General features: G+C 73.3%; 13 protein-coding genes. 6 read left to right on the forward strand and 7 right to left on the reverse strand.

The window, feature by feature from the left end:
- Positions 1-91 precede the first annotated feature (91 nt).
- The 6 genes from NE234_RS10645 to NE234_RS10670 all read right to left on the reverse strand — a co-directional run bounded on the left by NE234_RS10645 (position 92) and on the right by NE234_RS10670 (position 5,360).
- Positions 92-1,948, reverse strand: coding sequence for a PP2C family protein-serine/threonine phosphatase (locus NE234_RS10645; RefSeq protein ID WP_252778735.1), 1,857 nt, complete (start codon positions 1,946-1,948; stop codon positions 92-94).
- Positions 1,945-3,003 carry an ATP-binding protein gene (locus tag NE234_RS10650; protein WP_252778736.1) on the reverse strand — a complete coding sequence of 353 codons (1,059 nt, stop codon included), beginning with the start codon at positions 3,001-3,003 and terminating at the stop codon, positions 1,945-1,947. The genes NE234_RS10645 and NE234_RS10650 overlap by 4 nt, the downstream gene beginning before the upstream one ends.
- Positions 2,976-3,398 (reverse strand): ATP-binding protein, encoded by a 423-nt coding sequence (locus NE234_RS10655; protein ID WP_252778737.1) that lies wholly within the window; start codon positions 3,396-3,398, stop codon positions 2,976-2,978. The genes NE234_RS10650 and NE234_RS10655 overlap by 28 nt, the downstream gene beginning before the upstream one ends.
- A complete protein-coding gene (locus tag NE234_RS10660) occupies positions 3,395-3,754 on the reverse strand; it encodes an STAS domain-containing protein (protein ID WP_252778738.1) in 360 nt (119 codons plus the stop codon). The genes NE234_RS10655 and NE234_RS10660 overlap by 4 nt, the downstream gene beginning before the upstream one ends.
- A 14-nt stretch (positions 3,755-3,768) precedes the next feature.
- A complete protein-coding gene (locus tag NE234_RS10665; protein ID WP_252778739.1) occupies positions 3,769-4,620 on the reverse strand; it encodes an STAS domain-containing protein in 852 nt (283 codons plus the stop codon).
- Between the two features lie 242 nt (positions 4,621-4,862).
- On the reverse strand, positions 4,863-5,360 hold the full coding sequence (locus NE234_RS10670; protein ID WP_252778740.1) for a VanZ family protein: 498 nt from the start codon (positions 5,358-5,360) through the stop codon (positions 4,863-4,865).
- Between the two features lie 161 nt (positions 5,361-5,521).
- On the opposite strand from NE234_RS10670, the gene NE234_RS10675 reads away from it, so the two are divergent.
- From NE234_RS10675 to NE234_RS10695, 5 genes are all read left to right on the forward strand, one after another.
- Complete coding sequence (locus NE234_RS10675) at positions 5,522-6,577, forward strand: nitronate monooxygenase (protein ID WP_252778741.1); 1,056 nt, start codon at positions 5,522-5,524, stop codon at positions 6,575-6,577.
- Between the two features lie 195 nt (positions 6,578-6,772).
- Positions 6,773-8,611 carry a DNA helicase RecQ gene (gene recQ / locus NE234_RS10680; RefSeq protein ID WP_308206874.1) on the forward strand — a complete coding sequence of 613 codons (1,839 nt, stop codon included), beginning with the start codon at positions 6,773-6,775 and terminating at the stop codon, positions 8,609-8,611.
- Positions 8,612-9,162: 551 nt separating this feature from the next.
- Positions 9,163-10,050 carry an ATP-binding cassette domain-containing protein gene (locus NE234_RS10685; RefSeq protein WP_252778742.1) on the forward strand — a complete coding sequence of 296 codons (888 nt, stop codon included), beginning with the start codon at positions 9,163-9,165 and terminating at the stop codon, positions 10,048-10,050.
- Entirely contained in the window at positions 10,047-12,194 is a 2,148-nt protein-coding gene (locus NE234_RS10690) for a YhgE/Pip domain-containing protein (protein ID WP_252778743.1), read from the forward strand. The genes NE234_RS10685 and NE234_RS10690 overlap by 4 nt, the downstream gene beginning before the upstream one ends.
- A 7-nt stretch (positions 12,195-12,201) precedes the next feature.
- Positions 12,202-12,792 carry a TetR/AcrR family transcriptional regulator gene (locus NE234_RS10695; protein WP_252778744.1) on the forward strand — a complete coding sequence of 197 codons (591 nt, stop codon included), beginning with the start codon at positions 12,202-12,204 and terminating at the stop codon, positions 12,790-12,792.
- A gap of 34 nt (positions 12,793-12,826) precedes the next feature.
- On the opposite strand, the gene NE234_RS10700 is transcribed toward NE234_RS10695, so the two are convergent.
- Positions 12,827-13,099 (reverse strand): GlsB/YeaQ/YmgE family stress response membrane protein, encoded by a 273-nt coding sequence (locus NE234_RS10700; RefSeq protein WP_252778745.1) that lies wholly within the window; start codon positions 13,097-13,099, stop codon positions 12,827-12,829.
- A 243-nt stretch (positions 13,100-13,342) separates the two neighbouring features.
- On the opposite strand from NE234_RS10700, the gene NE234_RS10705 reads away from it, so the two are divergent.
- Positions 13,343-13,807 (forward strand): hypothetical protein, encoded by a 465-nt coding sequence (locus NE234_RS10705; protein WP_252778746.1) that lies wholly within the window; start codon positions 13,343-13,345, stop codon positions 13,805-13,807.
- The last annotated feature ends 94 nt before the right edge of the window (positions 13,808-13,901 follow it).

Genomic DNA, 13,901 nt, shown 5'->3' on the forward strand with positions numbered 1-13,901 from the left:
TCCCGCTGTGCGGGACCGTCTCGGTCGGTCCGCGGCGAGGCGGTCTCCGCCTGGTCGGCCGTATGGCGCGGGGCGGTCCCGGCCGCGTCCGTCAGGCCTCGGTCGCGCCGTCCCGGCACACGAGGGCCGGGTCCGCGTCGAGGACCTCGCCGACGGCGGGCTCGGGCAGCGCCCGGAAGATCAGAAGGCAGGTGTCGTCCTCTCGGACACTGTCGCTCAGCATCGCGTTGAGCACGCTGTCGGCGATGTGGTCGAGGTCCCCCTCGGCCGACCGGAACGCCGCGGCGAGGCGTTCGATGCCGTGGTCCAGGCTGGCGTCGCGGCGCTCGATCAGGCCGTCGGTGTAGAAGATGACGGCGCACCCCGGCGTCAACCGGGTGCCGTGCTCGGTGATCGTGGCCTTCTCGAACGGCATGCCGAGCAGGAAGTCATGGCCGTCCAGCACGGTGACCGAACCGTCCGGTGCGCGCAGCAGCGGCGGCGGGTGGCCGGCGTTCGACCAGCGCAGGCGGCCGTCGGGCGACAGGTGGGCGAGCACGGCGGTGGCCAGGTCCTCGGGCTGCAGGTGGGAGAGCATCCGGTGCATGCGGGTCAGCACCTCCCCGGGGCCTTCGGCGTCCATCGCGTAGGCGCGCAGGGCTGTGCGCAACTGGCCCATGAGCGCCGCCGCCTGCAGCCCGTGTCCCGTGACGTCGCCGACGGCGACGATCACGTCGCCGTCCGGGCGCTCGAACGCGTCGTACCAGTCGCCGCCGACGTTCAGCCCCGCCTCGGCGGGGAGGTAGCGCGCGGTGAACTCCAGCCGCGCGGCCGGCGGCAGCTTGGTGAGCATGGCGCGCTGCAGGCGTTCGGCGACGTCGCGTTCGTGCTCGTAGCGCAGCGCGTTGTCGATCGCCGCCGCGGTGAGCCGCGCCAGCTCCCGGAACATGGCGATGTCCTCGGTGCCGAACGACGGCGCGGCGGCCCGGGCCTCCAGGACGCCCAGCGTGACCCCGTGAGAGATCAGTGGAAGGGCCAGGAGCGGCTCCCGACCCGGCCGGCCGTCGAGGTCTCCACCGGCGTCCGTGTCGCCGCGGGCCACGGTGGCCCGCTGGACCCGGCCGCTGACATAGGCCTTCTCGACGTACGGCGAGGGCGTTCCGGCCGACGCGGGCGCTGCCGCGGCCACCGCGGCAGCCGACGAGGGCGTTCCGGCGGCCACCGCGGGCGCTGCCGCGGACGACGAGGGCGCTGCCGCGGACGTCGCGGGCGCTCCGGCTGCCGACGGGGGCGTTGCGGTGGACGGCGCGGGCGGTGCCGGGTACGGCTCCAGCGGCCCGGACCCGCGTACGAGCCACACCGTCACCGCCGAGGCGTAGCGGGGGACGGTGAGGGAGTGCAGCCGGGCCAGGACCGTTTCGTGGTCCAGGGACTCCGACAGGGTCGACCCGGCGTGGGCGAGGAACGCCAGCCGGGACCGGGCCGCGTCGGCGGCCGCACGGGCCGTGCGCTCGGCGCGGAGGGAACGCTGCTGCAGGTCGCTCGCCTCGCGCAGCCGCTCGGTGTTCTCGGCGAGCTCCGCGTGCAACGCGACGACGCCCTTGTTGGTCTGCTCCAGCTCCTTCTGCGACCACTCGACCAGGGTCTGCAGCTCGATGAGGTGATCGAGCAACGCGGTCCCGGCGTGGGCGGGCGTGCCGTCGATCGGCCGGGGGCCCGTGCCCACGGCGGCCAGGGTGATCGTACGCTCCGGCGGCGTCCCGCCCCTGATCACCGCCATCAGCCGGTGGTCCTCGGCGGTCAGCTCGAACGTGCCGGCGGGGTGGTGATCCCGCAGCGCACGGGCGACGTCCGCGAGGAACCGCGCGCGTTCGTCGGCCGCCACTCCGAGCCGGACCGCGGCGTCCGCGACGCAGGCCAGCGCCGCGCCGGCCTCCGTGACGGGTCCGTCGTAGATCCGCTGCCTCATCGAGTGCCCCTGTCCGTCGGGGTTCTGACCACCACCACGGTGGCGTCGTCGTTGCCGCGATTGGCGTCCCGCCAGATCAGCGCGGCGAGGACGGCGGGGTGGTGACGGTCGGCCTGCGGATAGTCCTCCAGCCGCCAGCGACCGTTGATCCCGTCGCTGTGCAGCACGAGCAGCGCGGGACCGGTCCAGTCGGCCGAGTCGAGGCGGTGGGAGCGGGCGGGGACTCCGGCACCGAGAATGCCGGGCACGCTCAGGAGCGTACGCCCCTCGCGGGGCGGGTGGAGACGGCCGGCGACGTTCCCCACGCCTCCGTAGGTCAGCCTGCGCGCCCAGCCGTCGACCTGTGCCACCCCCGCCGCCGCTCCCCTGGTCGTCCGCAGACCGGCGTCGATCTCGCGCAGCAGCCGGGCGACGTCGGTGACGGTGTGCCGCCCGGCGACGTCGAGGGCCGCCTGCCGGGCCTCCGCCGCGGCGGGGCCGTGCCCGAGTCCGTCGACGACCACGACGGTCAACCGGTCGCCCTCCCAGGCGACCCCGTATCCGTCGCCCGCCGCCGACTCCGCGGGGTGCGGGGTGAGCACGCCGCCGACCTCGATCCCGTCCGCGCCGTCCGCGGCGGCGGCGCCGACCCGGGCCAGCACCACCGTCCCCTGCCCCGGCCGGCTGTAGAGGTCGAACTGGGTGGCCGCCCGGCGGCACGTGCCCAGTCCGCCGCCGAGAGACGACGTCGTCGTGTACCCGTCGGTCATCGACGCGAGAACGTCGGGGATACCCGGGCCACGGTCAACGGCGATCAGCTGGACGACGCCGTGCTCCGACGCGGACACCAGCAGCCGGCCGCCGTACGCGTGCTTGACGAGGTTGGTGGCGAGCTCGGCGGCGAGCAGCTCGCAGCGGGCCGTGGACCTCGCGTCGAGCCGGGCGACCCGGGCCGCGGAGGTGCCCGCGGCGACCGCACCGTGGACTTGGCTCTCGTCGGACACGGGGATGTTCCACCCCGCGCCCACCTGCACGCGGAGGCTCACCGTCAGGCCCTCCGTGCTCCGCGCGGCCACGCCGTGACGGTGACCGTCGTCCCGCGGCCGGGGCCCGTGTCGATGGCGAACTCCTGTACGAGCCGGCGCGCGCCGCCGAGCCCGAGACCCAGCCCGTGGCCCGTGGTGTACCCGTCGGACAGCGCCGTCTCCACGTCGGCGATGCCCGGCCCCTCATCGCGGAACCGCAGTCGGATGCCCTTTCCCTGGGGCCGCTCCAGCATCGTGATCTCCAACCGGCCGCCTCCCCCGTGCACGAGGGTGTTCCGGGCGAGTTCGCTGGCGGCGGTGACGACCTTGGTCTGCTCGACGAGGCTGAAGCCGGCCGCCACGGCGGCCTCGCGGACCGCCTGGCGGACACCGGCGATCTCCAGGTCGCTGGTGATCGGCAGGGACGTCACGGCCGCGGTGGTCATAGGCTTACCTCGCCGGCCTCGAGGAGCGTGAGGGCGTCCTCCAGCGACCGGGTGGTGTGCAGGCCCGGCAGGCCGAGCCCCATCTCCACCATGGTGATCGCCACGGACGGCCGCATCCCGCACACGACGGTACGCCCCGCCAGGATGCGCGTCGCCGCGGCGATCTCCGCCAGAACGCGGGCGAGGAAGGAGTCGACGATCTCCACCTGCGAGATGTCGATGATCACACCGCGGGTCCCCGCCGCGGCCATCCCCGTCAGGTCCTGCCGCAGCGCGACCGCGAGGGAATCGGTGAGCTCCTGCTGGATGCTCGCCAGCAGGACCTCACCGAGCCGGTGCACGGATACGCGTTGCATGCCGGTCCCCGTGTTCACGCCCGGCCGACGCTGGTGCCGACCTGGCCGAGGGCCCATTCCAGCGCGTCTGCCAGCGTGGCCCGGGTGATGATGTCGCCCAGGTCGATGCCGAGCTGGACGATGGTCTGGGCGATCTGGGGACGGATTCCGCTGACCACGCACCGGGCGCCCATGAGGCGTACGGCCAGCGCGGTCTTCATCAGATGCTGGGCGACCACCGTGTCGACGAGCGGCACTCCGGTGATGTCCAGGATCGCCACGGTGGCGCGCTCGTCGACGATCGCCTCCAGCAGCGTCTCCATGACCACCTGCGTACGGGCGCTGTCGAGCGTACCGATCAGCGGGACCGCGACCACCCGGTCCCAGAGTTTCAGGACCGGCGTGGCGATCTCGCTCAGCTGCTGGCGCTGCCGGGCCACGATCGCGCCCTCGTCGCTCAGGGAGATCTCCATGCCGACGAGCCGGACCGTTCCCATGAGGTCCGTCGCGGCGATCAGCGCCGCACCCCGGTCGACGTCCGCGAGCTCACGGCCGACCATCGCGATCACCGGCCGTTTGAGCTCGGCGACCTCCCCCGCGACCTGCAACGGGCCCGCCCCGGCCTGGGAGCGCGCGGCGATCACCTGGGCCAGGAGCGCACGCACCTGGTCGAGCGCGGGAACGGTGACGTCGTCCATCCGTCCGTCCCGCGCCACCTCGGTAAGGGCGTCGACCAGGCCGTGGGCGGCGTTCACGGCAACGTCGCGGCCGGAGGTGTACACGGCGCGGAAGAGCGCGAGGTCCGCCCACTGCTGCGCCAGTTGTTCTCTCCGCGCCCGCAGGAACTCCGCGACCGCGGCGGCGCCGCTGCTCTCGGCTACCGTCACTTGATTCTCCTCCGGTTCCTCAGTGATGGACTCGTGATCGGCGGCCCGCCATGCCGAGCGGTCGCGACCCTGGTCAGGATCTCGCCGCCGAAGAATTACGGGACCGGACCGAGAACCTCCGGAAGAGCCGACACGGATCGGCCGCCCCGGGGCTCACGTCTCGGGTGACGGCCTTGGTTGTCACCCGACAATCTTAGAAGGAGTCACAGGCGGGTAACGAAACCCCACCGTGCTCCGCCGGGTCAACCCGGATGCGCCCAGCGCCCGAACCTGCGGCCGACCAGGAGGTACGCGATGACCGCGCCCGCCGTGTTGAGGATCACGTCGTCGACGTCGAAGCTGCGTCCGGTGATCAGCAGTCCCTGGACCGCCTCGATCGCCAGGGAGATCAGGCCCACCGTCAGGGTCAGGCGCACGATGCCGCGAAGACCGCCGAAGAGGACGGGCAGCAGCACGCCGAGCGGCATCAGGAGCGCCAGGTTGCCGCCGATCTCGAGGACCGCCTCCTTGATGCTCGGCCGGTCGAGATAGAAGCGCAGCGTGGCTCCCGGATGCGGGTTGTCGTGCACCTGCCCGCTCGCGCCGGGCACCGGGCGCAGGGTCAGCCGGGCGAGCGCGACGGCGAAGACCACGGCCACCGCCAGTGCGACGAGGACCCACAACCACCGTATGAGTCGCGCGGTGAAAGGTCGGGAGGCCTTGGCCTCCTCCGTACCGCGCCGCTTCGCGACGACCTGCATCTGCGCCTTCCTCGGGGCCACTGACGGGGACGTGCGCACCGATACCCGTCAGATCCCCGTATATGCGCCCGGCCGGTGAAGCGGATCCCGAGCACCGTACGATGGTTCGTTCACCGGATCCACGGCCGGTCCGCCCGGCCCACGGCGAGCGGAGGACGGGGATGATCCTCGACGAACTGCCCGTGCCGATCGTGCTGGCTCCGCTGGCCGGAGGCCCGTCCACGCCACGGCTCACCGCGGCGGTCAGCGAGGCCGGGGGGCTGGGGTTCCTCGCCGCCGGCTACCTCACCCCCGAGGCCCTGCGCACGCGGCTCGACGAGACACGCGCCCTCACCCGCCGTCCGATCGGGGTGAACCTCTTCGTGCCCGGCCGCCCGACGGCCCCCGAGACCGTCGCGCGGTACACCGCCGGGCTCGCCGAGGAGGCCGCGCGCGCGGGCGCCGACCTCGGGGAGCCCCGGTTCGAGGACGACGGGTGGCCGGCCAAGCTCGCCCTGCTGACCGCGTCGCCCGTCCCGGTGGTGTCGTTCACCTTCGGCCGCCCGTCCGCCGAGGTCGTCGAGCGACTCCACCACGTCGGCAGCGAGGTCTGGGTGACGGTGACCCGTGAGGAGGAGGCCGTCCAGGCGGTGGCCGCCGGCGCCGACGCGCTCGTCGCCCAGGGCGCGGAGGCGGGCGGGCACCGGGGCTCCTTCGTCGACGACCCCGCCGACCGCGGCGAGGGGATCGGGCTGCTGTCCCTGCTGCAGCTCCTGCGGGGCGCCGTCGACGTACCGCTGGTGGCCTCCGGCGGCATCGTCACCGGCGCCGGGATCGCGGCCGCGCTGGCCGCGGGAGCCGTGGCCGCGCAGCTCGGCACGGCGTTCCTGCGCTGCCCGGAGGCCGGCACGTCCGCGGTGCACCGGCGGGCTCTGGCCTCCACGACCCCGACCGCGATGACGCGGGCGTTCACCGGACGCCTCGCGCGGGGGATCCGCAACCGCTTCCTCGAACGGCACAGCGACGACGCCCCGGTCGCCTACCCCGAGATCCACCACGTCACCGCGCCGCTGCGGCAGGCCGCGCGCGCCGCGGGCGACCCCGACCTGGTGAACCTGTGGGCCGGCCAAGCGCACGCCCTCACCCGGGAGCTTCCCGCGGGTGAGCTCGTCGGCCTCCTCGCCGCGGAGACCGACGCGTCGCTGACGGCCGCGGCCGCCCGTCTCCGGCGCTCTTGACGCGGCCGGGCGGGCACGACGTCCGCCGCCACGTCTCGCCCGAGCTGGCGCGGCGTCCGCCGCCACGTCTCGCCCGGGCGGGCACGACGTCCCCCGCCGGTCCGGGAACGTCATCCGGAGGTCACTTCGCCCCGGTCGTCCACAGGGGGCGGATTCGGGGCACGGCGAGACGGTGGTTGCCCGTAGGGTGACGGGGTGGCTTTCTCCGAACCGATGAGCGAGGCGTCCGAGGTCCTGCGGCGGGTCTTCGGCTACGAGGAGTTCCGAGAGGGCCAGCAGGAGATCATCGAGCACGTCGTCGCCGGTGGGGACGCGCTGGTGCTCATGCCGACCGGCGGGGGCAAGTCGCTCTGCTACCAGATCCCCGCGCTCGTGCGGAAGGGCGTCGGCGTCGTCGTCTCGCCGCTCATCGCCCTGATGCAGGACCAGGTCGACGCGCTGCGGGCCCTCGGCGTGCGCGCGTGGTTCCTCAACTCCACCCAGGACCCGGACGAGCGGCGCACGGTCGAGGCGGCGTTCACGGCGGGCGAGCTGGACCTGCTATACCTCGCGCCGGAGCGCCTCCGCCTGGAGTCGACGCTGCGGCTGCTGGACCGCGCCGACATCTCGCTGTTCGCGATCGACGAGGCGCACTGCGTGGCGCAGTGGGGGCACGACTTCCGGCCGGACTACCTGGCGCTGTCGCTGCTGCACGAGCGCCGGCCCGACGTGCCCCGGATCGCGCTGACCGCCACCGCGACCCCGGCCACCCACCAGGAGATCACGGCGCGGCTGAGCCTGGAGGACGCCCGTCACTTCGTGGCGAGCTTCGACCGGCCGAACATCCAGTACCGCATCGTGCCGAAGCGGGAGCCGAAACGGCAGCTGCTGGAGTTCCTGCGCACCGAGCACCCGGGCGACGCGGGCATCGTCTACTGCCTGTCCCGCGCGTCGGTGGAGAAGATCGCCGCCTTCCTCGTGGAGAACGGCGTGACCGCCCTGCCGTACCACGCGGGGCTCGACCCGGCCGTCCGCGCGGCGAACCAGGCGCGCTTCCTGCGCGAGGACGGCGTCGTCATGGTCGCCACCATCGCGTTCGGCATGGGCATCGACAAGCCCGACGTGCGCTTCGTCGCCCACCTCGACCTGCCCAAGTCCGTCGAGGGCTACTACCAGGAGACCGGTCGTGCCGGGCGGGACGGCCTGCCGTCCACGGCCTGGATGGCGTACGGCCTGCAGGACGTCGTCCAGCAACGCAAGCTCATCGATTCTTCAGAAGGCGACGCCGCGCACCGGCGCCGGCTCGCCGCCCACCTCGACGCGATGCTGGCCCTGTGCGAGACCGTCGAGTGCCGCCGCGCCCAGATCCTCGCCTACTTCGGGCAGGAGGCCACGACGTGCGGCAACTGCGACACCTGCCTGTCGCCGCCGGAGTCGTGGGACGGCACGGTCGCCGCGCAGAAGGTCCTGTCGACCGTGGTGTGGCTCGACCGCAAACACCGTCAGAAGTTCGGGGCGGGTCACATCGTCGACATCCTGCTCGGCAAGAAGACTCCCAAGATCATTCAGAACGACCACGACACCCTGAGCGTGTTCGGCGTCGGCGCGGACCTGAGCGACGCCGAGTGGCGCGGCGTCGTCCGGCAGCTCCTGGCCCGTGGGCTGGTGGCCGTGGAGGGCGACTACGGCACGCTCGTGCTCACCCACGCCAGCGCGGCGGTGCTGCGCGGAGAGCGGCAGGTGCCCATGCGACGCGAGCCGGCGCGTACGGCGCCGAAGACGGCGAATACGGCGAAGGCCGGCCGCGCGGCGGCCGCCGACCTGCCCGAGGAGGCCCTTCCGGTCTTCGAGCGGCTGCGCGCCTGGCGCGCCGCCACCGCGAAGGAGCAGGGGGTCCCCGCGTACGTCATCTTCCACGACGCGACGCTGCGCGAGATCGCCACCCGCGCTCCGGGCTCCCTCGACGAGCTGTCCTCTGTGAACGGCGTCGGTGAGAGCAAGCTGGCCAAGTACGGACAGCAGATCCTCGACGTCCTCGCCGCCCCCCAGGACTGAGCGGCGATCCCTTCACCGGGGAACGCGAGTCAGGCGGCCCCGGGCGGGACCGCCGCCGCACGCACACCGGCCGTCCCGCGCAGTCGTACGAGCCCGACCCGACCGGCCTGACCGCCGGGCCGGGCCGCCGGCGCACTCGCCGACCGTCCCGCAGAGCCGGTACGAGCCCGAACCCGACACCGCCTGACCGGCGCGGGCCGGGCGGCAGCAGGACCGGGCCGCTTCAGCCGGCTCCGCCGCACACTCGCCCACGCCCCGCGCAGCCCGTGTGGCACGACTCGGATCCGTTCCCCGGCGCGGACGCCCGAGGCCGGGGGTTTGCGGCGGGGGCCTTGGGGCAGGTCAGCCGCACGAATGCCCACGGGTGAGTCATCTCACCACCGATCCCGGTTGGCAGGCCGATCCTTCAGGCTATTTTTGAACTGACCAGTCAGTTCAAAAACGAGCGAGACGACGTGACAGCGAACGCTCAGCCTGAAGGCACGACGACCCCGAAGCCGGTGCCGCACGCGCGCCCCGAACCCGGAGCGCCGGCGGCCGGGAAGCCGGACGTGACCAGACCGCCGGCCGCCGAGTCACCCGACGTGGCCGGAGCACCGCCCGCGCCGTCGTCCCACGCGCCAGGGGAACCCACCGCGCCCACGACACCGTCGCCGCAGGTGCCCGACGCGCCCGGCGAGCCGCCCGTGCAGTCGCCCGGCGCGTCCGGGGAGCCCACCGTGCCGGAAGGACCCGGCGGGTCCGGAGCGCCGTCGCCGCAGGCGCCCGACGTGGCCGGGGAGCCGGAGGAGCTTCGGGGATCCGCTCCCCTCGTCGTCGCCAGGGGGCTGTCACTTCGCGGCGCCCGCGGCTGGGTGTACCGCGACGTCGACCTCTCGCTGGCCGAGGGCGGCCTCGCCGTGGTCTCCGGAGAGGCCGGGAGCGGGCGGACGTCGTTGCTCCTCACCCTGGCCGGGCGGATGCGTCCCACCTCCGGCGGCGTGACGGTCGCCGGGCGGTCGGCCCCGTCGGCGATCCAGCGCGTCGCCGCGATCGGCGAGACCGAGGGAGTCAACGAACTCGACGACGCGCTGACCGTCGCCGAGCACGTCTTCGAACGCCGGCACCTGCGCGCCGGGATCCTCCCCCGCCGCAGGACGAGACGGCGGGACGAGGTCGCCGCCGCGCTCTCCCCGGCCGGCCTGGACGTGGATCCCGACACGCCGGTCGGCGACCTCGGCCCCCGCGACCGGCACCTGCTCGGCGCCGCCCTCGCCCTGATGGACCGGCCACTGCTCCTCGTCCTCGACGACGTCGACCGCGGAATGCGCGGCGACCACCAGCGGGAGATGTGGACCCTTCTGCGCGCGCTCACGGAACAGGCCGGCGTGACGATCGTCGCGGGCTGCGTCGACGGCGCCCCCGCGGCCGGCCTCGCCGACGTGGAGGTCGCGCTGTGAGGCTCCCCTCCGTGTCACTGTCCGGGCTGGAACTGCGCCGCTTCGCCCGGGCCAGGCTCACCCGCCTCGCGATCGCCGCGCTGGTGATGCTGCCCCTGCTGTACGCCGGGTTGTACCTGTGGTCGTTCTGGGATCCGTACGGCAAGATCTCGCGGCTGCCGGTGGCCCTGGTGGTGGACGACCGGCCGGCGACCGCCGGCGGGAAGACGGTGCACGCCGGGCAGGACCTGGCCGACGAACTGAAGCGGCGCAAGGTCTTCGACTGGCACGAGGTCGACGACCGTACGGCCGCCGACGGCGTGGCGAACGGCCGGTACTACATGTCGCTGACGATCCCCGCCGACTTCAGTGCGGGCCTCGCCTCGCCGCAGGACCTGCAGGACGCTCCGCGGCCGGCCGCCCTCCAGGTCCACCTGAACGACGCGAACAGCTACATCGCGAGCACCATCGCCAACGCGGCGTTCAACGAGATCAAGGCCGCGGCCGCGACCGGCGCCGTCCACGACTACTTCGACCAGATCTTCGTCTCCTTCGGGCAGTTGCACGACAAGCTGCAGCAGGCCGCGGAGGGCGCGGACAAGCTGGCCAAGGGCATCGACCAGGCCGAGAACGGCGCGGCCCGGCTGCGGCAGGGCGTCGGCACGGCGAAAGACGGCGCCGATCGGCTCGTCGGCGGGCTGGCGACCGCGAAGAGCGGGGCGGATCAATTGGTCGCCGGGCTGGCGAAGCTGAACTCGGGCGCCGCGGAACTGCAGTCGGGCAGTGCCCAGGTGGCGGCCGGGACTCAGCGGCTCACCACGATGTTCGACCAGGTCACGGACAAGCTCCTGCCCTTCCTCAATGGGCACCCGAACGACATCGGGAACACCGCGCTGCTCGTCGCCCATGGCGCCGACGCCGCCGCGACCGCACTCGACGCGCTGCCGAACCAGACCGCGCAGGCCGTGCGCCAGGCCACGACGGCCCGCAAGACGATCTGCGCGCTGGCCGCCACGCATCCGGAGGCGGCGCCCGCCTGCTCGGCGGCCACGACGGTGCTGAGCACCGCCCGGCAGGTCAACGCCCAGGTGCGGGCGCACACCGGTGACCTGCGGCGGGTCGCCGCCCAGGCCCGGCAGCTCGCGCGCGACGCCCGGCAGCTCGCCGCGGACGCGCCGCACCTGGCCGGCGACGTCCAGCAGGCCCGCCGCGACGTCCACCGGCTGAACAGCGGCGCCCACCAGGTCGCCGCCGGTCTGGTCACCCTCCATCAGGGCATCGGCACCGCCTACAGCGGCGAGGTGAGACTGTCGAAGGGACTCGCCGCGCTGCAGTCCGGAGCGGCGCAGCTGGACTCCGGCCTCGGCAGGCTCTACACCGGCGCCCGGCAGCTGGAGTCCGGGCTGAACCAGGCGTCGACGGGCGCGCACCGGCTCGCCAAGGGACTGCACGAGGGCACCGGGCAGGTCCCCGACTACACCAAGGACCAGCGGAACCAGCGCTCCGGGGTGATGAGCGACCCCGTACGGCTCGCGACGGCCACGTCGAACCCGGCCCCCGACTACGGCACCGGCTTCGCCCCGTTCTTCGTCCCCCTCGCCCTGTGGGTCGGCGCGATGTTCGTCTACATGGTGCTGCGCCCCCTGAACCCCCGAGCGCTCGCGGCGGCCGCCCCCGCCCGGCGGGTGGCGTTCGCGGGGTGGTTCCCGGCGGTGCTCGTCGGCATCCTGCAGGTCGCCGTCCTGCTGCTCGTCCTGAAGTTCGCCCTCGGGCTGACGGCGGTGCGCTGGGCCGCGCTGATCGCCCTTCTCGTCCTCACCGCCGGCTCGTTCATGGCCGTGATCCAGCTCGTGTACGGCAGGTTCGGGCCGGTCGGACGGGTGATCGCACTGGTGCTGCTGATGCTGCAGCTGACCTCGTCGGCGGGAACGTACCCGATCCAGACCAGCCCGAGGTTCTTCCAGGTCCTGCACCCGATCCTGCCGATGGGCTGGGTGGTCACCGCGCTCCGGCACCTGATCAGTGGTGGACCGCTCACCTCCGTGTGGGAGTGTTGTGCGGTGCTGCTGGCCTACCTGGCCGGCGGCCTCGGACTGACCATGCTGACCGTGCGGTGCGAACGCGTGTGGACGCTGAAGCGCCTGCACCCGGTGCTCAAGCTGTAGGGAGACCATGCCCACCCGACGGGAACGCACGCGGCAGCGCCTGTACGAGGCGGCCGTCGAGTTGATCGCCGAGCACGGCTACTCCGCGACCACCGTTGACCAGATCGCCGAGCGGGCCGGGGTCGCCAAGGGCACCGTCTACTACAACTTCGCCGGGAAGGCCGCGCTGTTCGGTGAGTTGCTGGAGTACGGCATCGACCGACTCGCGGAGGAGCTGCGCGCCGCCGCCGACGGCCGCGCACCACTCGACGCGCTCGATGCCGTGGTCGGTGCGGAGCTCGCCTTCATCGGGCAGTACGAGGCGTTCGCCCGGCTGCTGCTGGCCGAGACCTGGCGGGCCGGCGGCGACTGGCAGAACGCCGCCCGCCTCATCCGCGAGCGCGCCGTGGGAGTGATCGCCGGCGTGCTGCGCGCCGCCGTCGCGAACGGAGACCTCCGCGCGGACCTGGACGTCGGCATGGCGGCCTCGGCCGTGTTCGGGATGGTGCTGACGGTGGCGCTCGACTGGCGCACCCTGCAGCCGGCGCGTCCGCTCACCGACGTGCACGCGACGCTGGTCGACCTCCTCCGCGGCCGCATCGCGGGCCCGGCGGCCTGAGACCGAGCGCCCCCGCGCGCTCAGAGGTCGGTGGTCAGCGCACCCCTCGGCGTCCGTACATGCCGGAGACCAGTGCCACGCCGACGGCGGCCAGAGCGACCTGGAGGATGAGTTCGATCCAGTCGACGCCCTTGGTGTCGGCGACACCGATGCCGCCTGCGATCGCAGTGCCGATCAGCGCCGCGACCACGCCGATCACGACGGTGAGCCACATCGGGATGTGCTGGCGGCCGGGGACGACCAACCGGCCGAGCGCGCCGATGATCAGGCCGATGATGATGGCGGTGATGATGCCGGTGACGTGCATATCAAGGCTTCCTTAATCACTCGGGGCTCCGGGCGGATCGGATGGTTCCCACGATCGAGCGCGGTATGCACGACCATGCGGCGATTTGGCATTTCAGCTGGTCAAGGTCCGGATTCGCCGTCGCCACGACCGGTACGGCGGTTGACAGAGCCGCACGATCGGATAATATCTCTTATATCGAGAAGCTCTCTTGAAGAGAGCAGACCGTGGTCGTTGCCCGATTTCCAGGAAGGAAAGACCGCGATGAACGCCACCAGCACCGACACCGTTCGCGTCCAGGCCCACTACGACACCGTCAAGCGACTCGGCCGCTGGACGACCACCCGTGACTTCGAGGTCCGCGCCCGCCGTGGCGGCGTGGTCCTGGACCTGCGCTCGCCCCGGATTCCGGAGGGCGACATCGAGATTCGCGTCGACCTCGACCACTCGATGCTCAAGCTGCTGGTTCCCGACGACGCGGTCATCGACCACTGGGACCTGGAGTGGCTCGGCCGGGGCCGGGTCAAGGACGCGGAGGGTGCCGCCGTCGAGGCTCCCGGCCGCCGGATCCGTCTGACCGGCCGGGTGCGGCACGGGGAGGTCCGGGTGAACCGCGCGGGCGTCGCGGTCCTGTCCGCGATGTTGTCGCGGGAGTTCCTGGCCGACGCGCGCCGCGCGCACAAGGAGGGCGGCACGCCGTCCGTGGCCGACCCGGCTCGCGACGCCTGACGGCCGCGCCGGCGTACGACGGCGGACGCCGGGCGCCCGGGCCGGGAGGCGACGCCGAACGGGCGCCGGGCGGGTGTCCGGGGCGGCGGTCCCC

The sequence above is a fragment of the Actinoallomurus rhizosphaericola genome, from assembly GCF_024055675.1.
GTDB lineage: Bacteria > Actinomycetota > Actinomycetes > Streptosporangiales > Streptosporangiaceae > Actinoallomurus > Actinoallomurus soli.

Coding starts and splice junctions, on each gene's coding strand:
- NE234_RS10645 (WP_252778735.1), bottom strand. CDS start 1,948: ATGAGGCAGCGGATCTACGACGGACCCGTCACGGAGGCCGGCGCGGCG.
- NE234_RS10655 (WP_252778737.1), bottom strand. CDS start 3,398: ATGACCACCGCGGCCGTGACGTCCCTGCCGATCACCAGCGACCTGGAG.
- NE234_RS10660 (WP_252778738.1), bottom strand. CDS start 3,754: ATGCAACGCGTATCCGTGCACCGGCTCGGTGAGGTCCTGCTGGCGAGC.
- NE234_RS10670 (WP_252778740.1), bottom strand. CDS start 5,360: ATGCAGGTCGTCGCGAAGCGGCGCGGTACGGAGGAGGCCAAGGCCTCC.
- NE234_RS10675 (WP_252778741.1), top strand. CDS start 5,522: ATGATCCTCGACGAACTGCCCGTGCCGATCGTGCTGGCTCCGCTGGCC.
- NE234_RS10695 (WP_252778744.1), top strand. CDS start 12,202: ATGCCCACCCGACGGGAACGCACGCGGCAGCGCCTGTACGAGGCGGCC.
- NE234_RS10700 (WP_252778745.1), bottom strand. CDS start 13,099: ATGCACGTCACCGGCATCATCACCGCCATCATCATCGGCCTGATCATC.
- NE234_RS10705 (WP_252778746.1), top strand. CDS start 13,343: ATGAACGCCACCAGCACCGACACCGTTCGCGTCCAGGCCCACTACGAC.